The sequence below is a fragment of the Pseudomonas triticifolii genome, assembly GCF_014358015.1.
Classification (GTDB): Bacteria; Pseudomonadota; Gammaproteobacteria; order Pseudomonadales; family Pseudomonadaceae; genus Aquipseudomonas; species Aquipseudomonas triticifolii.
This window is the reverse complement of the sequence record NZ_JACONV010000006.1, coordinates 201,545-218,349: the sequence shown is the minus strand read 5'-3', so window position 1 is coordinate 218,349 and position 16,805 is coordinate 201,545. Positions and strand designations below refer to the sequence as shown.

17 protein-coding genes are annotated in these 16,805 nt (G+C 59.5%); 12 read left to right on the top strand and 5 right to left on the bottom strand.

Translation table 11 applies throughout. The annotated features are described in order from the left end of the window. Positions 1-23: 23 nt before the first annotated feature. Positions 24-1,706: an NAD-dependent DNA ligase LigB gene (ligB, locus tag H8S56_RS12165; RefSeq protein ID WP_187518767.1), complete on the bottom strand. Its 1,683-nt coding sequence runs from the start codon at positions 1,704-1,706 to the stop codon at positions 24-26. A 245-nt stretch (positions 1,707-1,951) separates the two neighbouring features. Between ligB and H8S56_RS12160 the strand changes: the two genes are divergently transcribed. After that, the gene (locus H8S56_RS12160) at positions 1,952-2,206 is read left to right on the top strand and encodes an AbrB/MazE/SpoVT family DNA-binding domain-containing protein (RefSeq protein ID WP_187518766.1); all 255 of its coding nucleotides are present in this window, start codon (positions 1,952-1,954) and stop codon (positions 2,204-2,206) included. Continuing rightward, complete coding sequence (locus H8S56_RS12155; RefSeq protein ID WP_024687830.1) at positions 2,203-2,550, top strand: type II toxin-antitoxin system ChpB family toxin; 348 nt, start codon at positions 2,203-2,205, stop codon at positions 2,548-2,550. Before H8S56_RS12160 ends, H8S56_RS12155 begins: the two co-directional genes overlap by 4 nt. A 90-nt stretch (positions 2,551-2,640) precedes the next feature. Here H8S56_RS12155 and metK read toward each other — a convergent pair whose 3' ends face one another. Continuing rightward, positions 2,641-3,831, bottom strand: a complete 1,191-nt coding sequence (gene metK, locus H8S56_RS12150; protein WP_024687829.1) for a methionine adenosyltransferase — start codon at positions 3,829-3,831, stop codon at positions 2,641-2,643. 20 nt (positions 3,832-3,851) lie between these two features. Beyond that, entirely contained in the window at positions 3,852-4,847 is a 996-nt protein-coding gene (locus H8S56_RS12145) for an ArsR/SmtB family transcription factor (protein WP_024687828.1), read from the bottom strand. Between the two features lie 258 nt (positions 4,848-5,105). Here H8S56_RS12145 and tkt point away from each other — a divergent pair, with 258 nt between their 5' ends. The 7 genes from tkt (at position 5,106) to fba (ending at position 11,569) form a co-directional block, all read left to right on the top strand. After that, the gene (tkt, locus tag H8S56_RS12140; RefSeq protein ID WP_024687827.1) at positions 5,106-7,103 is read left to right on the top strand and encodes a transketolase; all 1,998 of its coding nucleotides are present in this window, start codon (positions 5,106-5,108) and stop codon (positions 7,101-7,103) included. Between the two features lie 133 nt (positions 7,104-7,236). Further along, positions 7,237-8,286, top strand: coding sequence for an erythrose-4-phosphate dehydrogenase (gene epd, locus H8S56_RS12135; protein WP_024687826.1), 1,050 nt, complete (start codon positions 7,237-7,239; stop codon positions 8,284-8,286). Positions 8,287-8,302: 16 nt separating this feature from the next. Next, the gene (locus H8S56_RS12130; protein ID WP_024695835.1) at positions 8,303-9,466 is read left to right on the top strand and encodes a phosphoglycerate kinase; all 1,164 of its coding nucleotides are present in this window, start codon (positions 8,303-8,305) and stop codon (positions 9,464-9,466) included. Positions 9,467-9,494: 28 nt separating this feature from the next. Then, entirely contained in the window at positions 9,495-9,725 is a 231-nt protein-coding gene (locus H8S56_RS12125) for a putative periplasmic lipoprotein (protein ID WP_024687824.1), read from the top strand. 86 nt (positions 9,726-9,811) lie between these two features. Further along, the gene (locus H8S56_RS12120; protein WP_024687823.1) at positions 9,812-10,009 is read left to right on the top strand and encodes a hypothetical protein; all 198 of its coding nucleotides are present in this window, start codon (positions 9,812-9,814) and stop codon (positions 10,007-10,009) included. A 54-nt stretch (positions 10,010-10,063) separates the two neighbouring features. Continuing rightward, a complete protein-coding gene (locus H8S56_RS12115; protein ID WP_024687822.1) occupies positions 10,064-10,390 on the top strand; it encodes an MliC family protein in 327 nt (108 codons plus the stop codon). 114 nt (positions 10,391-10,504) lie between these two features. Further along, positions 10,505-11,569 carry a class II fructose-bisphosphate aldolase gene (gene fba / locus H8S56_RS12110; protein ID WP_187518765.1) on the top strand — a complete coding sequence of 355 codons (1,065 nt, stop codon included), beginning with the start codon at positions 10,505-10,507 and terminating at the stop codon, positions 11,567-11,569. A 448-nt stretch (positions 11,570-12,017) separates the two neighbouring features. Here the strand turns inward: fba and H8S56_RS12105 are convergent, their stop codons facing one another. Both H8S56_RS12105 and H8S56_RS12100 read right to left on the bottom strand, forming a co-directional pair. Next, entirely contained in the window at positions 12,018-12,437 is a 420-nt protein-coding gene (locus H8S56_RS12105; RefSeq protein WP_024694496.1) for a DUF3010 family protein, read from the bottom strand. 54 nt (positions 12,438-12,491) lie between these two features. Then, a complete protein-coding gene (locus H8S56_RS12100; RefSeq protein WP_024684800.1) occupies positions 12,492-12,902 on the bottom strand; it encodes a lysozyme inhibitor LprI family protein in 411 nt (136 codons plus the stop codon). Between the two features lie 227 nt (positions 12,903-13,129). Between H8S56_RS12100 and H8S56_RS12095 the strand changes: the two genes are divergently transcribed. The 3 genes from H8S56_RS12095 to dgcA all read left to right on the top strand — a co-directional run bounded on the left by H8S56_RS12095 (position 13,130) and on the right by dgcA (position 16,798). Next, complete coding sequence (locus H8S56_RS12095; protein WP_004880223.1) at positions 13,130-14,107, top strand: dipeptidase; 978 nt, start codon at positions 13,130-13,132, stop codon at positions 14,105-14,107. An 84-nt stretch (positions 14,108-14,191) separates the two neighbouring features. Further along, positions 14,192-14,722 (top strand): DUF5943 domain-containing protein, encoded by a 531-nt coding sequence (locus H8S56_RS12090; protein WP_024684801.1) that lies wholly within the window; start codon positions 14,192-14,194, stop codon positions 14,720-14,722. Positions 14,723-14,737: 15 nt separating this feature from the next. Then, positions 14,738-16,798: a dimethylglycine demethylation protein DgcA gene (gene dgcA / locus H8S56_RS12085; RefSeq protein WP_187518764.1), complete on the top strand. Its 2,061-nt coding sequence runs from the start codon at positions 14,738-14,740 to the stop codon at positions 16,796-16,798. Positions 16,799-16,805: the final 7 nt, after the last annotated feature.

Below are 16,805 nucleotides of genomic sequence, written 5' to 3'. Positions count from 1 at the left end.
GCATAAAGAATGAAACCCGGACTCTAGAAACCTGAAATACCTTGAGCACGCAATTGCTGGCTCAATGCCTGTACCTGTGGGTCCTTGAAAAATGCACTGAGTTTTGCAGCTCGTCCCGGGCCTATGCCCGGTTCCACCTGCCATTGCTCGACACTGCGCGCGGCCAGCGTTTCCCAGTCAGCGTTCAGGTCGGCGCTTCCGGCAGGCGGCAAGCCAATGGCCTTGAGCCATGTCTGAAAGGGTTGCTCGCGGGCCGTTTGCAGGCTGACTAACAGTTTAGCGCTGCTGCGCTCGGCGAGGCCGGAAATGTTAGCAAGCTCAGCCTGATCGAGGGTCATCCAATCGACCAGACCGTTGATTTTCCCGCTTTCAATGAGCTTGTCCCAGGTCCCGGGGCCCACGCCACTCAAGGCCAGGCCTTTTTTGCCGCTGAGCCAGGTCAGCCGCGCACGAAACTGACTGTCGCAGCCTGGCGTGGGTTGCCAGCAGCTGAGTTCATGAAAGTCGCTGGCTTGCGGAATGCTGATGGGGACACGTTCCACGCTGCGTGTAATCACGCCATCAAGTCGCGGGATCGTCAGCCCTGCCAGACTGACTGCTATTTGGTCTCCGGGACGGATGTCCAGGGTCTGCCAGCGCTTGAGTGAGCCTGCGCTGATGCGAGTGATGGTGCGATCGTCCAGCCGGATGGGCATCAGCTCAAGAATGGGCGTGATCCTGCCACTGCGCCCGATGGTGAAACTGACCTTGCGCACCTGCGCCAGCGCCTGTGCATGCGGGTGTTTCCAGGCTGCGATCCAGTACGGCGCTTTTGCCTGCCAGCGTTCGGCAGCAGGGCGTTCGCCCTGGCGCATGATCACACCATCCGTGGCGAAGGGCTGCGGGTTGCGAAACCAGTGTTCGCGCCGTTCTGCGGCCTGATCGGGATGGGTGAGCGGCAGCGTGTAGGCGGCGCTGTCGGCAAATCCCAGCGCCTTGAGTCCGGCCAGACGCTCGCTCATGGTGATCGGCCCGTTGGGCCAGTCCCAGACGAACAGCCCGATGGTGTCGGCTTGTGCGGGGCTCAGCGTCTTGCGTGCGAGCAGGCCTGCGACCTTGCTGCGGGCATTGACGCTGCCCGATGAGGCTTGAACATGGTCAGGTAACCGCTCGTACAGCTCGCCTTGCAGGATGATGTCGTCCGGCCACGGCAATTGCTCAGGAATGGCCTTGATCAGCAGCGCCTGAGGCGTCCAGTCCTGCCCTTTCACGCCATCCCCCCGGCTAATGGCCTGGGTCAGTCTGCCTTTGGCGTAAACCAGCGTGACGGCCACACCGTCGACTTTGGGTTGAATCCACAGGTCGTTCCGGCCTTGCAGCCAGTTCCTGACATCCGCCTCGTCAGCCAGTTTGTTTACACCCGTGTGCGCAATCGGGTGCGCCACCGTGCCGCCCGCGGTCTTCAGTGGATTGTCGCTCGGCGTCGAAACGGCAAAGCATCCGCGCCAGGTCTTCAGTTTCTGGCGGGACTGATCGTAAAGCTCATCGGGAATTTGCGAGATGCCCAGGCGGTGATAGCTGTCATCCCACGCGGCGATCTGTTGTTGAAGCGACAGAATTTCAGTCTGTGCCTTGTCGGCAGCCCAGTTCGGGCATTGGCTGGCGGTTGCGAGCGGGGAAAGGGCGATCAGGAGGGCGAAGCTCATCAGGCGGTTAACAGACAGCATCGAAGCATCCTTGCTTGGGATTGGCTCGGGAAGGCTAGCTGTTGCTGTGCTGCGTGGCTGATCGGGATGGTTACGAGGTTTTGCGACCCTGGTGCATTGCAGGTAATGGCGTTCGTATCCAGTCGGTAAGGTTCGTTCGCTGTTACAAAAAGGGTCGATGATGAGCGCCGATGTTCGTGTAAATAACGGTTTGCGCATAGGCTGTGATGTTTCTACAATGTATCTACTATTTGGCGGGGTGGTGTATGGAAGTCAAAATTCAGCAATGGGGCAATAGCGCAGCGATACGATTGCCAGCCAATGTTCTCAAGCAGATGAGCCTTGTCAGCGGCGACGTCTTGGTGCTCGATGTTTCTACCGACGTGATGACGCTCAAGCCTGCCAAGTCCAGGCTGCATTATCGGCTGACCGACCTGATGGCGCAGTGCGATTTGGATGCAGCCGAGTCTGAAGAGTTGTCTGATTGGAACGCCATGCAGCCGACAGGGCGCGAAGTGTGAAGCGGCCCAGATTCAATCGCGCGGATATCGTCCGCATTAATTTGAATCCGACCGCTGGCCGGGAGCAGCAGGGAGATTTTCGCCCTGCGCTTGTTCTTACTCCCGCAGCGTATAACGTCTCGGGCCTGGCAATCGTCGCGCCGATAACGCAAGGTGGTGACTTCGCCCGCTATGCCGGATTCGCAGTCCCGCTGAGCGGTTCAGGCACCGAGACGCAGGGTGTAGTTCTGTGTAACCAGATTCGCACGGTTGACCTGGAGGCTCGCGGGGCAAAGTGTATCGAGGCCGCTCCTGATGTCGTGATCAACGATGTTCTTGCCCGAGTACAGGCCCTCTTTGAGTAAAAATACTGACTGAGTGAGCACGGGACACCCCCTAAACAAAAGCCCCCGGAGACTCACGTCGCCGGGGGCTTTTTATGGCCGCAGGAAAATTTACAGACCGGCAGCAGCGCGCAGGGCGTCGGCGCGGTCGGTTTTTTCCCAGGTGAAGGCGGTGAAAGTGTCATCGCCAACGGTCATTTCGACCGGGGTACGACCGAAGTGGCCGTAGGCCGCAGTGGCCTTGTACATCGGGTGCAGCAGATCCAGCATGGTGGTGATCGCGTACGGACGCAGGTCGAAGTGCTCGCGGACCAGACCGATGATCTTGTCGTCGGACAGCTTGCCGGTGCCGAAGGTGTTCAGCGAGATCGAAGTCGGTTGGGCGACGCCGATGGCGTAGGACACCTGAATCTCGCAACGCTCGGCCAGGCCTGCAGCAACGATGTTCTTGGCCACGTAACGGCCAGCGTAGGCAGCCGAACGGTCAACCTTCGATGGATCCTTGCCGGAGAACGCGCCACCACCGTGACGGGCCATGCCGCCGTAGGTGTCGACGATGATCTTGCGGCCGGTCAGGCCACAGTCACCCACCGGGCCACCGATGATGAAGTTGCCGGTCGGGTTGATGTGGAACTGGGTGTCCTTGTGCAGCAGGTGCGCTGGAATGACGTGCTTGACGATCAGTTCCATCACGCCTTCGCGCAGGTCAGCGTAGGAAACGTCCGGGTTGTGCTGGGTCGACAGCACGATCGCGTCGACGCCCACGACCTTGCCGTTTTCGTAACGGCAGGTGACCTGGGATTTCGCATCCGGGCGCAGCCATGGCAGCAGGCCGGATTTACGGGCTTGTGCCTGACGCTCGACCAGTTGGTGCGAGAAGGTGATCGGTGCAGGCATCAGCACGTCGGTTTCGTTGCTGGCGTAGCCGAACATCAGGCCCTGGTCGCCAGCGCCCTGATCTTCAGGTTTGCTGCGGTCAACGCCCTGGGCGATGTCCACCGACTGCTTGCCGATGATGTTCATCACGCCGCAGGTCGCGCCGTCGAAGCCGACGTCCGAGCTGTTGTAGCCGATGTCGAGGATGACGTTACGCACGATGTCTTCCAGATCGACCCAGGCCGAAGTTGTCACTTCGCCAGCAATGATTGCCACACCGGTCTTGACCAGTGTTTCGCAAGCCACACGGGCGTATTTGTCTTCAGCGATGATGGCGTCCAGAACCGCGTCGGAAATCTGGTCGGCGATCTTGTCCGGATGCCCTTCGGACACGGACTCGGAGGTGAAAAGTGAGTATTCGCTCATCTCTACGGGTTTCCTTCATTTTACCGATGGTGAGTGTCGCCAGCCGGTCGCTGAAAATGGCGAACCTGGATCTGGAAACCATTACGTAAGCCTACATAGAGGCTTTCCCCGGGAACTAGCCCCGCAGCGATGGCCCAACGGGCCAGGTCTTCCTGCTCGAAACCTAACCAGAGATCGCCACAGGCCTCCCTGGCCCAGCTCTGGTCATGACTACACAATTCTGTTACCAGCAAGCTACCGCCGGGTCGTACGCATTCAGCCAGTTGCGCCAGCGCTTCGGCCGGTGCGGCGAAATGATGGAGCACCATGTTCAAGACGACGCAATCGGCGCTCACTTTACGGTCTGTCAGTGCATCGGCCAGCGTCAGCTCGACATTAACCAGCGCCTTGCGCTCGCAGACCTCGCGGGCCAGTTCCAGCATTGCCGGGCTGTTGTCCATCGCGATCACATGCTTGAAACGCCGCGCCAGTTCAGGAAGAAATCCGCCGTCGCCGGGGCCTACTTCCAGTGCCGTTGCCTCGCTGCCGAAGCTGAGCTTGTCGAGCAGCGTCAGCAGGCTTTCGCTGTATTGGGCAAGGCCCGCAATCAGATCCTGCTGGGCGCGAAACTTTTCCGCCGTACGGGCAAAGAAGTCCTGACTGGCAAGCGCCCGTTGACGATGCACCAGACCAATACGCCCTTGAACCTCATCCGGCAATGCCAGGGTGTCCACTTCATCAAGCAAGGCGGCGTGCAGCCTGCCGCCCGGCAACTCGGTGTGGGGCAGGGCACGACGGTAGAAAATCGCGTTGCCTTCACGCCGTGTCGCCACCAGATCAGCCTGCGCCAGCACCTTCAGATGGTGGCTCATGCCCGACTGGCCAATGGCGAAAATCTGCGCCAGTTCCAGGACGCCGAACGAGTCGTTGGTCAGCGCGCGCAGAACGTTCAGTCGCAACGGATCTCCGCCGGCCTTGCACAATGCAGAGAGGTCGTCGCATGCATCATGGCGAATTGCAGGCACGCGCAGGTTCATAGGGTCCGCAGTCTAGTGAGCGATCCCTGATGCCGCAAGGGCAATATCAAAAAGTTTTGATATTGCTCGATGGGTGGCGTCGGTCGATCCTGCTGAACTTGTCACGCGCGGCTGTTATCCAGTGATAACAGGCTAATTAATGTCCATGACAGAGGAAAAAAGCCTAAGGTCCACTATCTGTGATTGCTCCCGGCCGGTCCCTGAGGGAAAATGGTCGCCTTTTTCAGATCCTAATCCTTTACTCCCAGGAGATCAGCGATGCCAAGCCGTCGTGAGCGTGCCAACGCTATTCGTGCCCTCAGCATGGATGCCGTGCAAAAAGCCAACAGCGGCCATCCGGGTGCCCCAATGGGCATGGCGGATATCGCCGAGGTTCTTTGGCGCGATTATCTGAAGCACAACCCGGCCAACCCTTCGTTCGCCGACCGTGACCGTTTCATCATGTCCAACGGACATGGTTCGATGCTGGTCTATTCGCTGCTGCACCTGACCGGCTACGACCTGTCCATCGATGACCTGAAGAACTTCCGCCAACTGCACAGCCGCACGCCGGGCCACCCGGAATACGGCTACACCCCAGGCGTCGAAACCACCACCGGCCCGCTGGGTCAGGGTTTCGCCAACGCCGTGGGTTTCGCCGCTGCCGAGAAGACGCTGGCGGCGCAGTTCAATCGTCCGGGCCACTCCATCGTCGATCACCACACCTATGTGTTCATGGGTGACGGCTGCATGATGGAAGGCATCTCGCACGAAGTCGCCTCGCTGGCCGGCACGCTGCAACTGGGCAAGCTGATCGCGTTCTACGACGACAACGGCATCTCCATCGACGGCGAAGTCGAAGGCTGGTTCACCGACGACACGCCGAAGCGCTTCGAGTCGTACGGCTGGCAGGTCATCCGCAATGTCGACGGTCATGACGCCGACGAGATCAAGACCGCTATCGATACCGCTCGCAAGAGCGATCAGCCGACCCTGATCTGCTGCAAGACCACCATTGGTTTTGGCTCGCCGAACAAGCAGGGCAAGGAAGAATCCCACGGCGCTCCGCTGGGCGCTGACGAAATCGCCCTGACCCGTGCTGCCCTTAAATGGAACCACGGTCCTTTCGAAATTCCGGCTGATATCTACGCCGAATGGAATGCGAAAGAAAAAGGCCTGGCTGCCGAAGCCGAATGGGATCAGCGTTTTGCTGCCTATTCCGCTGCGCACCCTGAACTGGCCAATGATTTCATCCGTCGCATGAGCGGCGAGCTGCCCGCTGACTTCGCCGAAAAATCGGCTGCTTATGTAGCTGAAGTGAACGCCAAGGGCGAGACCATCGCCAGCCGTAAGGCCAGCCAGAATGCACTGAGCGCCCTGGGCCCGTTGCTGCCTGAGATCCTTGGCGGTTCGGCTGACCTGGCCGGTTCCAACCTGACCATCTGGAAAGGCTGCAAGAGCATCACCGGCGAAGACCCGAACGGTAACTACCTGCACTACGGTGTGCGTGAGTTCGGCATGGGCGCAATGATGAACGGTATCGCCCTGCACGGCGGTTTCGTGCCGTACGGCGCCACCTTCCTGATCTTCATGGAATACGCCCGTAACGCCGTGCGCATGTCTTCGCTGATGAAGAAGCGTGTGATCTACGTGTTCACTCACGACTCCATCGGTCTGGGTGAAGACGGTCCGACTCACCAGCCAATCGAGCAACTGACCAGCCTGCGCACCACGCCGAACCTGGACACCTGGCGTCCAGCCGATGCCGTTGAATCGGCCGTGGCCTGGAAGTACGCCATTGAACGCAACGACGGTCCTTCGGCGCTGATCTTCTCGCGTCAGAACCTGCCTCACCAGGCGCGTGACGAAGCCCAACTGGCTGACATCGCTCGCGGTGGCTACGTGCTGCGCGACTGCGCGGGCGAGCCGGAGCTGATCCTGATCGCGACCGGCTCGGAAATCGGCCTGGCTGTGCAGGCTTACGACAAGCTGATCGAGCAGGGCCGCAAGGTGCGCGTGGTCTCCATGCCATGCACCAGCGTGTTCGAAGCTCAGGACGCCATGTACAAGCAGAAGGTTCTGCCTCTGCAGGTCAGCGCACGTATCGCCATCGAAGCCGCGCATGCCGACTACTGGTACAAGTACGTCGGTCTGGAAGGCCGCGTGATTGGCATGACCACCTTCGGCGAGTCGGCGCCTGCGCCTGCGCTGTTCGAAGAGTTTGGCTTCACGCTGGAAAATGTCCTGAGCACGGCTGAAGAGCTGCTCGAAGACTAAGCAAGACGTGTGTCTCCTCGCAGGAGCGCGCTTGCCCGCCAAAACACTGTTCAGACGACAGCTCGTTGTTTGAACAGTCGCGATAGCGGGCAAGTGCGTTCTTGCGGGTTCAGCTTAAATCCGAGAGAACCTCATGCCTCAGCCCCGTGCTTATAAAGTTGCTCTGAACGGCTACGGCCGCATCGGTCGTTGTGTCGTGCGCGCGCTGTGTGAGCGAGGGACGAAAGCCGGGTTTGAAGTGGTTGCTATCAATGACCTGGCGGATATGGCCAGTCTCGAATACCTCACGCGCTTCGATTCCACCCACGGCCGGTTTCCCGGTCAGGTCAGGGTCGAAGGGCAGTATCTGCACATCAATGATCACACGATCAAGGTGCTGCGCAGTTCCACCCCGGAAGAGATCGACTGGGCGGCGCTCGACGTCGATCTGGTGCTCGAATGCTCCGGTGTCTACAACACCCGTGAAGACGGCCAGCGGTTTCTCGATGCTGGCGCGCCGCGCGTGCTGTTCTCGCAACCGATGGCCAGTGAAGGCGATGTCGATGCCACGGTGGTGTTCGGCATCAACCAGCAAAAGCTGACGGGCCGTGAGCTGCTGGTGTCGGCTGCGTCCTGCACCACCAACTGCAGCGTGCCTTTGCTGCGCTTGCTGGATCAGGCGGTGGGGCTTGAATACGTCACCATCACCACCATCCACTCGGCGATGAACGACCAGCCAGTGATCGACGCCTATCACCACGAGGATTTGCGCCGTACGCGCTCGGCGTTTCAGTCGATCATTCCGGTGTCCACCGGTCTGGCGCGCGGCATCGAAAGGCTGCTTCCGGAACTTGCCGGCCGAATTCAGGCCAAAGCTGTTCGCGTACCGACCGTCAATGTGTCCTGTCTGGACATTACCGTACAGACGGCACGCGATACGGATGCTCAGGAGATCAATCGAATCCTGCGCGAGGCCGCCACCAGCGGCCCGCTGAAGGGCCTGCTGGCCTACACTGAGTTGCCGCACGCCAGTTGCGATTTCAATCATGACCCGCATTCGGCGATTGTCGATGCGAGTCAGACCCGCGTTTCGGGACCCCGGCTGGTGAATCTGCTGGCCTGGTTCGATAACGAGTGGGGCTTTGCCAATCGAATGCTCGACGTCGCAGAGCACTTTCTGCACGTCGCTGACCAACAACAGTAAAAAACAGGAACGCCTCATGACCGTGTTGAAGATGACCGACCTCGATCTGCAAGGTAAACGTGTACTGATCCGTGAAGACCTCAACGTTCCTGTGAAGGACGGCGTCGTCAGCAGCGATGCACGTATCCTCGCTTCGCTGCCGACCATCAAGCTGGCGCTGGAAAAGGGGGCGGCCGTGATGGTCTGCTCGCACCTGGGCCGTCCGACCGAGGGCGAGTTTTCTGCCGAGAACAGCCTCAAGCCGGTTGCCGACTACCTGAGCAAGGCGCTGGGTCGTGACGTTCCGCTGGTTGCCGATTACCTGGATGGCGTTGACGTCAAGCCGGGCGATATCGTGCTGTTCGAGAACGTGCGCTTCAACAAGGGCGAGAAAAAGAACGCCGACGAACTGGCGCAGAAATACGCTGCCCTGTGCGACGTATTCGTGATGGACGCTTTCGGCACTGCACACCGCGCCGAAGGCTCGACCCACGGCGTGGCCAAGTTCGCCAAGGTCGCCGCTGCAGGCCCGCTGCTGGCTGCAGAGCTGGACGCACTGGGCAAGGCGCTTGGCGCACCGGCCCAGCCGATGGCCGCCATCGTGGCCGGCTCCAAGGTCTCCACCAAACTGGATGTGCTCAATAGCCTGAGCGCAATCTGCAACCAGTTGATCGTCGGCGGCGGCATTGCCAATACCTTCCTGGCCGCAGCCGGTCACAAAGTGGGCAAGTCGTTGTACGAACCGGACCTGCTGGACACTGCGCGCGCCATCGCTGCCAAGGTCAGCGTGCCGTTGCCGACCGATGTGGTGGTCGCCAAGGAGTTCGCCGAGAACGCCACCGCCACCGTCAAGTTGATTGCCGACGTGGCCGATGACGACATGATCCTGGACATCGGTCCGCAGACCGCTGCGCACTTTGCCGATTTGTTGAAATCTTCCAGGACTATTCTGTGGAACGGCCCGGTCGGCGTGTTCGAATTCGACCAGTTCGGCGAAGGCACCAAGACGCTGGCCAAGGCGATTGCCGAAAGCACGGCGTTCTCCATCGCGGGGGGCGGTGACACGCTGGCGGCCATCGACAAGTACGGCGTGGCAGAACAGATTTCCTACATTTCCACAGGCGGTGGTGCGTTCCTCGAGTTCGTGGAAGGCAAGGTTCTGCCCGCGGTTGAAATGCTTGAACAACGCGCCAAGGCCTGAATCCAGGTTTTTGGAGAAGGAGTCTTACATGGTCAGGGCGTTACCGTGGTTCCTCATCGCAGGGTTGCTGAGCGGTTGTGCAGGCAAGCCTGAAGCCGAAGAGGCCGAGAGCGCTTCCCGGACCGATGTGCTTCATTTGAGTTGTTACCAGGCGGGATGGCAGGCCGAGACGGTGCCGGTGATCTACAAACGCGGCGGTCAGGAGGTATGGGATCGGTACGAATTCATGCCCAAGGCAGGGTTGACGGGCTGTCCTTGAGCCAGGTTGAGTCCGTTTCAGCAACATCGGCGGGCTCACGCGGTCATTAATGGGTGGACATCTTTTTATCAAGAAGGAGTTTTGCCATGAAGATCGCTGCCCTGGCACTTGTAAGTTGTGTTGTATTAGCCGGCTGCACCGGTTCCGGCTCACATGCCGGAGCCTGCAAGGTACTCAGCCCGGCCTCCGTGGATGTGCCGACGGCCGAGAACACTCAGCGGGTCGAGGCGCGGGTCACGGGTGAACCGGCCGACGACCGTAAACAGGAACAGAACTGCCCCTGACGTATTGAAACCCCAGGCACAGGCCGGGTTTCGCGGGGCAGGCCAGGAGAAGTCATGAAAGGCTTGATTGCCCTCGGGATATTGGCGGTGCTTGGTGGCTGCTCCAGCATGAGCACGCCGCAACAAAATGACCCCTGGAACCACTGGGTCTGCGACAGCAAGGCCGAGATTCATTGGCGCTATATCGATTCAGCTAAAAAAGAGGTGGATGCGCGTCTGAATCAGAGCGATCAGGTATTCCGCCTCAAGGCCGAACCGGGCGCTTCCAGTGGCACGCTTTATAGCAATAATGTGCTGGCGTTCGACAACAAGGGCAGCGAAGGCCTTGTCTACTGGGACGCTACCAACGACTTGATCGGTCGCGGCTGCAAGGCCAGATAAGCCGTAGCCGATGTACCACCCGCAGGGCTTGTGGCCTCTGCGTATAACTTGAATAGCAGCCGCCACTACGGCAGGCTTGCACGATTAACGACCCTACCGGGAGAGACACAGACAATGGCACTTATCAGCATGCGCCAGATGTTGGACCACGCAGCCGAGTTCGGCTATGGCGTTCCAGCTTTCAACGTAAACAACCTGGAACAAATGCGCGCCATTATGGAAGCGGCCGACACGACCGACTCCCCGGTGATCGTTCAGGCTTCGGCCGGTGCCCGCAAATACGCCGGTGCCCCGTTCCTGCGTCACCTGATCCTCGCGGCAATCGAAGAGTTTCCGCACATCCCGGTGGTCATGCACCAGGACCATGGCACCAGCCCTGACATCTGCCAGCGCTCCATCCAGATGGGCTTCAGCTCGGTCATGATGGACGGCTCGCTGAAGGAAGACGGCAAGTCGCCAGCTGATTACGAGTACAACGTTGACGTGACCCGTCGCGTGGTTGCCTTTGCTCACGCCTGTGGCGTTTCCGTGGAAGGCGAGCTGGGCGTTCTGGGTTCTCTGGAAACCGGTATGGCCGGTGAAGAAGACGGCGTGGGTGCTGAAGGCATTCTGGATCACAGCCAGATGCTGACCGATCCTGAAGAAGCCGCTGACTTCGTGAAGAAGACTCAGGTCGATGCCCTGGCTATCGCCATCGGCACCAGCCACGGTGCGTACAAGTTCACCAAGCCGCCTACCGGCGACATTTTGGCGATCGAGCGCATCAAAGAGATCCACAAGCGTATTCCGAACACCCACCTGGTGATGCACGGTTCTTCGTCCGTTCCACAGGAATGGCTGAAAATCATCAACGAATACGGCGGCGACATCAAAGAGACCTACGGTGTGCCGGTCGAAGAGATCGTTGAAGGCATCAAGCACGGCGTGCGCAAGGTCAACATCGACACCGACCTGCGTCTGGCCTCCACCGGTGCCATCCGCGAATTCATGGCCAAGAACCGCAGCGAGTTCGACCCGCGCAAGTACCTGGCCAAGACCGTCGTTGCCATGCGCGACGTATGCATCGCCCGCTACGAGGCCTTCGGCACCGCTGGCAACGCCTCGAAGATCAAACCGATCTCCCTGGACGCCATGTTCGAACGCTACGCCCGTGGCGAGCTGGATGCCAAGGTCAACTGAGTTGATTTAGCCTTGAAGAAACCCGCAGCGATGCGGGTTTTTTTATGTTTGCTTCAATGTGAAGCATGGCACGAGCAAAATCGCGAAGGAGCGAACTTGTCCGCGAAAGGGCCAGTCCATCCGACAACTATTCAGCGACTGAACCACTGTATTCGCGGACAAGCGGAGCGCCGCCCGGTCCGCTCCCACGGTTTTGAGTTGCGCCTGATAGCTTGGTGCAGTTCAAAGCCCTGTGGGAGCGGAGCGCCGCCCGGTCCGCTCCCACCAAGAGGATGAGTGCCCTGCTCAAGCTATCAGGCGCAACCCAAACCCAGTGGGAGCGAGCTTGCTCGCGAAAGCTATGGCTCAGTCGCCCGATGGTCAGCGGCTGTACGGGTATCTTCGCGAGCAAGCTCGCTCCCACCGGGTATGCGGAGCAGGCGCATGAACGACGTGGGAAGACGGAGTCTTACGCCGACTTCATCAAGCCCGCACACGCGGTCTTGTACGCCTCGTGCTGATATTTGTTCAGCGTGTCGGGCAGGGCGAACGCGTGTTTTTTGTTCTGGGCGTTGATGGTCTGTGGCGAAATCAGCAGCACGTCGCAATCGGACAGTAACTGAAACACCGTCTCGATCTTGAACGTGGTCGGGCCGCCGGCGAACTCGCCTTTCTTGCTGCGTTTCTTGATCGCAACATGGCTGATGCCGTTTTCACGGACGAAGCTGGCGATCTGTGTTGCGAACGCTTTGACGTTGGCAGGCTCGTCGTCATCTTCCAGCGCAATCTTTTTGGTCGCCAGGGGCAGGTGTGCGATGCCGCTTTGCTGACGCGTGGCGAGAGCAAAGATGGCTTCACTGCCTTTGATTTCTACACCGCAAATAATCATGAGAAAACCTGATGAAATGATTCATAAAAGAAACAGGTTATCTCATCGTGGGCATTATTCCTGTGCAATCGACTCCAGATACTCCGAACGTTCATCGCTCATGCGCGCCACGCAGTCGTTTTCGCTGATGGTGAAGGCCTTGCTGCCTGCCGCTGACGGGAACACTTCGACCGCACAGTCAGCATCACGCAGTTTTTCCCATGCCTGCTGGGCGGACTTGAGCTTGCTGGTGAAGTCGTTGAATTGCGTCTTGTTGGCGACGAATTGCGACTGAACCCGCTGCAGCAGGTTTTGAAAGTTTTCCTTGAGCAGTTCTTCGGCGGTATGCCTGCTGTAAGCCGAACATTCCAGGGTCTGGTTATCGCTGTCCACGCCATCGCATGGCGTGCTGTCCGGGTTCTGAGCGGCTTGCGCGCCTGTCACGGCCGTGGCCATCAGGGCCAGGGTCAGGAAAATCGTTTTCATCGAGTCGCTCCGATCCATTGATTCAATGAATTCTGTCTTAACCGAGTGACAATGAACAGGTTTACGACAGGGTCTGATGACGTGCCATCAGCCTTTGTCGTTTCTTGACGCTTTCGGCAAACCCCCTGTCGTTTTTGCACCCGGCTCACCCGACCCTCCGGCATATGCTGACCCCATTAGCGCCGACAGCCGATTCGGTGCGCAAGAACCTAAAAGGGGACAGCCTGATGAGCCCAGCCGAACTGCACGCCGACAGCATCGTTATTGACGGGCTGATCATCGCCAAGTGGAACCGTGAGCTGTTTGAAGACATGCGCAAGGGCGGCCTGACCATGGCCAACTGCACCGTGTCGGTATGGGAAGGCTTTCAGGCCACCATCAACAGTATCTGCACCAGCCAGAAACTGATGCGCGAAAACAGCGATCTGGTGATGCCGGTCCATACCACGGCCGACATCCGCAAGGCCAAGGAACTGGGCAAGACCGGCATCCTGTTCGGCTTCCAGAACGCCCACGCCTACGAAGATCAGATCGGCTATGTCGAGATCTTCAAGAAGCTGGGCGTCGGCATCGTGCAGATGTGCTACAACACCCAGAATCTGGTGGGCACCGGCTGCTATGAGCGTGACGGCGGCCTCTCAGGCTTCGGTCGCGAGATCGTGGCCGAGATGAATCGTGTGGGCGTCATGTGCGACCTGTCGCATGTGGGCTCAAAGACGTCCGAAGAAGTCATTCTCGAATCGAAAAAACCGGTCTGCTACTCCCATTGCCTGCCTTCCGGCCTCAAAGAACACCCTCGCAACAAGTCCGATGCGGAGCTTAAGTTCATTGCCGATCATGGCGGCTTCGTGGGCGTGACCATGTTCGCGCCGTTTCTGGCCAAGGGCATCGAGTCGACCATCGACGACTACGCCGAAGCCATCGAATACGTGATGAACATCGTCGGCGAAGACGCCATCGGTATCGGCACCGATTTCACTCAAGGGCATGGCCAGGACTTCTTCGAGTACCTGACCCACGACAAGGGTTATGCCCGGCGTCTGACCAACTTCGGCAAGATCATCAACCCGCTGGGCATCCGCACCGTGGGCGAATTCCCCAACCTGACCGAAACCCTGCTCAAGCGCGGCCATCCCGAGCGCGTGGTGCGCAAGATCATGGGCGAGAACTGGGTCAATGTCCTGGCCGACGTCTGGGGCGAATAAGCCGCCCGATACACCCAAACCCATTACACGCCCACGACCCTTGTTGCCGTGGGTGTAACCCGAATCATCCGGAGTTTGTTCCTCATGGCCAAAATCGCCCCGCAATTGCCTATCGAAGTCGACAGCGAAACCGGTGTCTGGACGTCCGACGCTTTGCCGATGCTCTACGTACCACGCCACTTCTTCGTCAACAACCACATGGGTATCGAGGAAGTCCTGGGGGCTGATGCCTATGCCGAGATCCTCTACAAGGCGGGCTATAAATCCGCCTGGCACTGGTGTGAAAAAGAAGCCGAATGCCACGGTATTGAAGGCGTCGCGGTGTTCGAGCACTACATGAAGCGTCTGTCGCAGCGCGGCTGGGGTCTGTTCAAGATTCAGGACATCGACCTCGAAAAAGGCACCGCCAGCGTCAAGCTTGAACACTCCTGCTTCGTGTACGTCTACGGCAAGGTCGGTCGCAAGGTTGATTACATGTTCACCGGCTGGTTCGCGGGTGCCATGGACCAGATTCTGGCTGCCAGCGGCAGCTCGGTCCGCACGGTTGCCGAGCAGGTCTACGGTGGTTCCGAAGAAGGTCATGACGACGGACTCTTTGTCGTCAAGCCGCTGTAAATCGAGGATCGCGTTATGGCTTTCGAAGCGATGTTTCAGCCGATCCAGATCGGCAAGCTCACCATCCGCAATCGCGTGCTCAGCACCGCGCATGCGGAGGTTTACGCCACCGATGGCGGCATGACCACCGACCGCTACGTGAAGTATTACGAAGAGAAAGCCAAGGGCGGTATCGGTCTGGCTATCTGTGGCGGCTCGTCCAGTGTCGCGATTGACAGCCCGCAAGGCTGGTGGAAATCGGTCAATCTGGCGACCGACCGGATCATTCCGCACTTTCAGAATCTGGCCGATGCCATGCACAAGCACGGCGCCAAGATCATGATCCAGATTACCCACATGGGCCGACGCTCGCGTTGGGATGGCGACCACTGGCCGACGCTGTTGTCGCCCTCTGGCATTCGTGAGCCTGTGCACCGCGCTACCTGCAAGACCATCGAGCCCGAGGAAATCTGGCGCGTGATCGGCAACTACGCCAGCGCTGCGGCGCGGGCCAAGGCCGGTGGCCTGGATGGCGTGGAATTGTCGGCCGTGCATCAGCACATGATCGATCAGTTCTGGAGCCCGCGGGTCAACAAACGTACCGACGAGTGGGGCGGCAGCTTCGAGAACCGCATGCGCTTCGGCCTGGAAGTGATCAAGGCCGTGCGCAAGGAAGTCGGTCCCGACTTCTGCGTGGGCCTGCGGATCTGTGGAGACGAGTTCCACCCCGATGGCTTGAGCCACGAGGACATGAAGCAGATCGCCAAGTACTACGACGACACCGGCATGATCGACTTCATCGGTGTCGTGGGTTCTGGGTGCGACACGCACAACACCCTGGCCAACGTGATTCCCAACATGAGTTATCCACCGGAGCCGTTCCTGCATCTGGCGGCCGGTATCAAGGAAGTGGTGAAGGCCCCCGTGCTGCATGCGCAGAACATCAAGGACCCGAACCAGGCCACACGGATTCTGGAAGGCGGCTATGTCGACATGGTCGGCATGACCCGCGCGCACATCGCCGACCCGCACCTGATCGCCAAGATCAAGATGGGACAGATCGACCAGATCAAGCAGTGCGTCGGTGCCAACTACTGCATCGACCGCCAGTATCAAGGGCTGGACGTGTTGTGCATCCAGAATGCGGCGACGTCACGCGAATACATGGGTGTGCCGCACATCATCGAGAAATCCACCGGACCGAAACGCAAGGTCGTGGTCGTGGGAGCCGGTCCTGCGGGCATGGAAGCGGCGCGGGTGTCTGCCGAGCGCGGACATGACGTGACGCTGTTCGAGAAAAAGGAATTCATCGGCGGGCAGATCACGACGGCCTCGAAAGCACCCCAGCGTGACCAGATTGCCGGGATCACTCGCTGGTTCCAGCTGGAACTGGCGCGCCTGAAAGTCGACTTGCGCCTGGGGACGGCAGCCGATGCAGCCACCATCCTCGACCTGCAACCCGACATCGTGGTGCTGGCAGTGGGTGGCCATCCGTTTGTGGAGCAGAACGAGCACTGGGGCGCCGCCGAAGGGTTGGTGGTGAGCAGTTGGGACGTGCTGGACGGCAAGGTTGCGCCGGGCAAGAACGTGCTGGTCTACGACACCATTTGCGAGTTCACCGGCATGTCTGTCGCCGACTTCCTGGCCGACAAGGGCTGCCAGGTCGAAATCGTCACGGACGACATCAAGCCCGGCGTGGCAATCGGCGGTACGTCGTTCCCGACTTACTACCGCAGCATGTACCCCAAGGAAGTGATCATGACCGGCGACATGATGCTGGAAAAGGTCTACCGCGAGGGCGACAAGCTGGTGGCGGTGCTGGAGAACGAATACACCGGGGCCAAGGAAGAGCGCGTGGTCGATCAGGTGGTGGTGGAGAACGGCGTGCGTCCGGACGAGGCGATTTACTACGCGCTCAAGGAAGGCTCACGCAATAAAGGCCAGATCGACATTGATGCCCTGTTCGCCATTCAACCGCAGCCTTCTTTGGGCGAGCCGGGCGAGGGCTACCTGTTGTTCCGGATCGGCGACTGTGTGGCACAGCGCAACACCCATGCGGCGATCTACGACGGCTTGCGCCTTTGTAAGGATTTCTGAAGGTTTT

What these genes read in the sequence shown, in the direction of transcription:
- H8S56_RS12090 (WP_024684801.1), top strand. Translation starts at nt 14,192, where the DNA reads ATGGCCAAAATCGCCCCGCAATTGCCTATCGAAGTCGACAGCGAAACC.
- H8S56_RS12160 (WP_187518766.1), top strand. Translation starts at nt 1,952, where the DNA reads ATGGAAGTCAAAATTCAGCAATGGGGCAATAGCGCAGCGATACGATTG.
- H8S56_RS12100 (WP_024684800.1), bottom strand. Translation starts at nt 12,902, where the DNA reads ATGAAAACGATTTTCCTGACCCTGGCCCTGATGGCCACGGCCGTGACA.
- metK (WP_024687829.1), bottom strand. Translation starts at nt 3,831, where the DNA reads ATGAGCGAATACTCACTTTTCACCTCCGAGTCCGTGTCCGAAGGGCAT.
- H8S56_RS12120 (WP_024687823.1), top strand. Translation starts at nt 9,812, where the DNA reads ATGAAGATCGCTGCCCTGGCACTTGTAAGTTGTGTTGTATTAGCCGGC.
- H8S56_RS12105 (WP_024694496.1), bottom strand. Translation starts at nt 12,437, where the DNA reads ATGATTATTTGCGGTGTAGAAATCAAAGGCAGTGAAGCCATCTTTGCT.
- dgcA (WP_187518764.1), top strand. Translation starts at nt 14,738, where the DNA reads ATGGCTTTCGAAGCGATGTTTCAGCCGATCCAGATCGGCAAGCTCACC.
- fba (WP_187518765.1), top strand. Translation starts at nt 10,505, where the DNA reads ATGGCACTTATCAGCATGCGCCAGATGTTGGACCACGCAGCCGAGTTC.
- epd (WP_024687826.1), top strand. Translation starts at nt 7,237, where the DNA reads ATGCCTCAGCCCCGTGCTTATAAAGTTGCTCTGAACGGCTACGGCCGC.
- H8S56_RS12145 (WP_024687828.1), bottom strand. Translation starts at nt 4,847, where the DNA reads ATGAACCTGCGCGTGCCTGCAATTCGCCATGATGCATGCGACGACCTC.
- H8S56_RS12095 (WP_004880223.1), top strand. Translation starts at nt 13,130, where the DNA reads ATGAGCCCAGCCGAACTGCACGCCGACAGCATCGTTATTGACGGGCTG.
- H8S56_RS12130 (WP_024695835.1), top strand. Translation starts at nt 8,303, where the DNA reads ATGACCGTGTTGAAGATGACCGACCTCGATCTGCAAGGTAAACGTGTA.
- tkt (WP_024687827.1), top strand. Translation starts at nt 5,106, where the DNA reads ATGCCAAGCCGTCGTGAGCGTGCCAACGCTATTCGTGCCCTCAGCATG.
- ligB (WP_187518767.1), bottom strand. Translation starts at nt 1,706, where the DNA reads ATGCTGTCTGTTAACCGCCTGATGAGCTTCGCCCTCCTGATCGCCCTT.
- H8S56_RS12125 (WP_024687824.1), top strand. Translation starts at nt 9,495, where the DNA reads ATGGTCAGGGCGTTACCGTGGTTCCTCATCGCAGGGTTGCTGAGCGGT.
- H8S56_RS12115 (WP_024687822.1), top strand. Translation starts at nt 10,064, where the DNA reads ATGAAAGGCTTGATTGCCCTCGGGATATTGGCGGTGCTTGGTGGCTGC.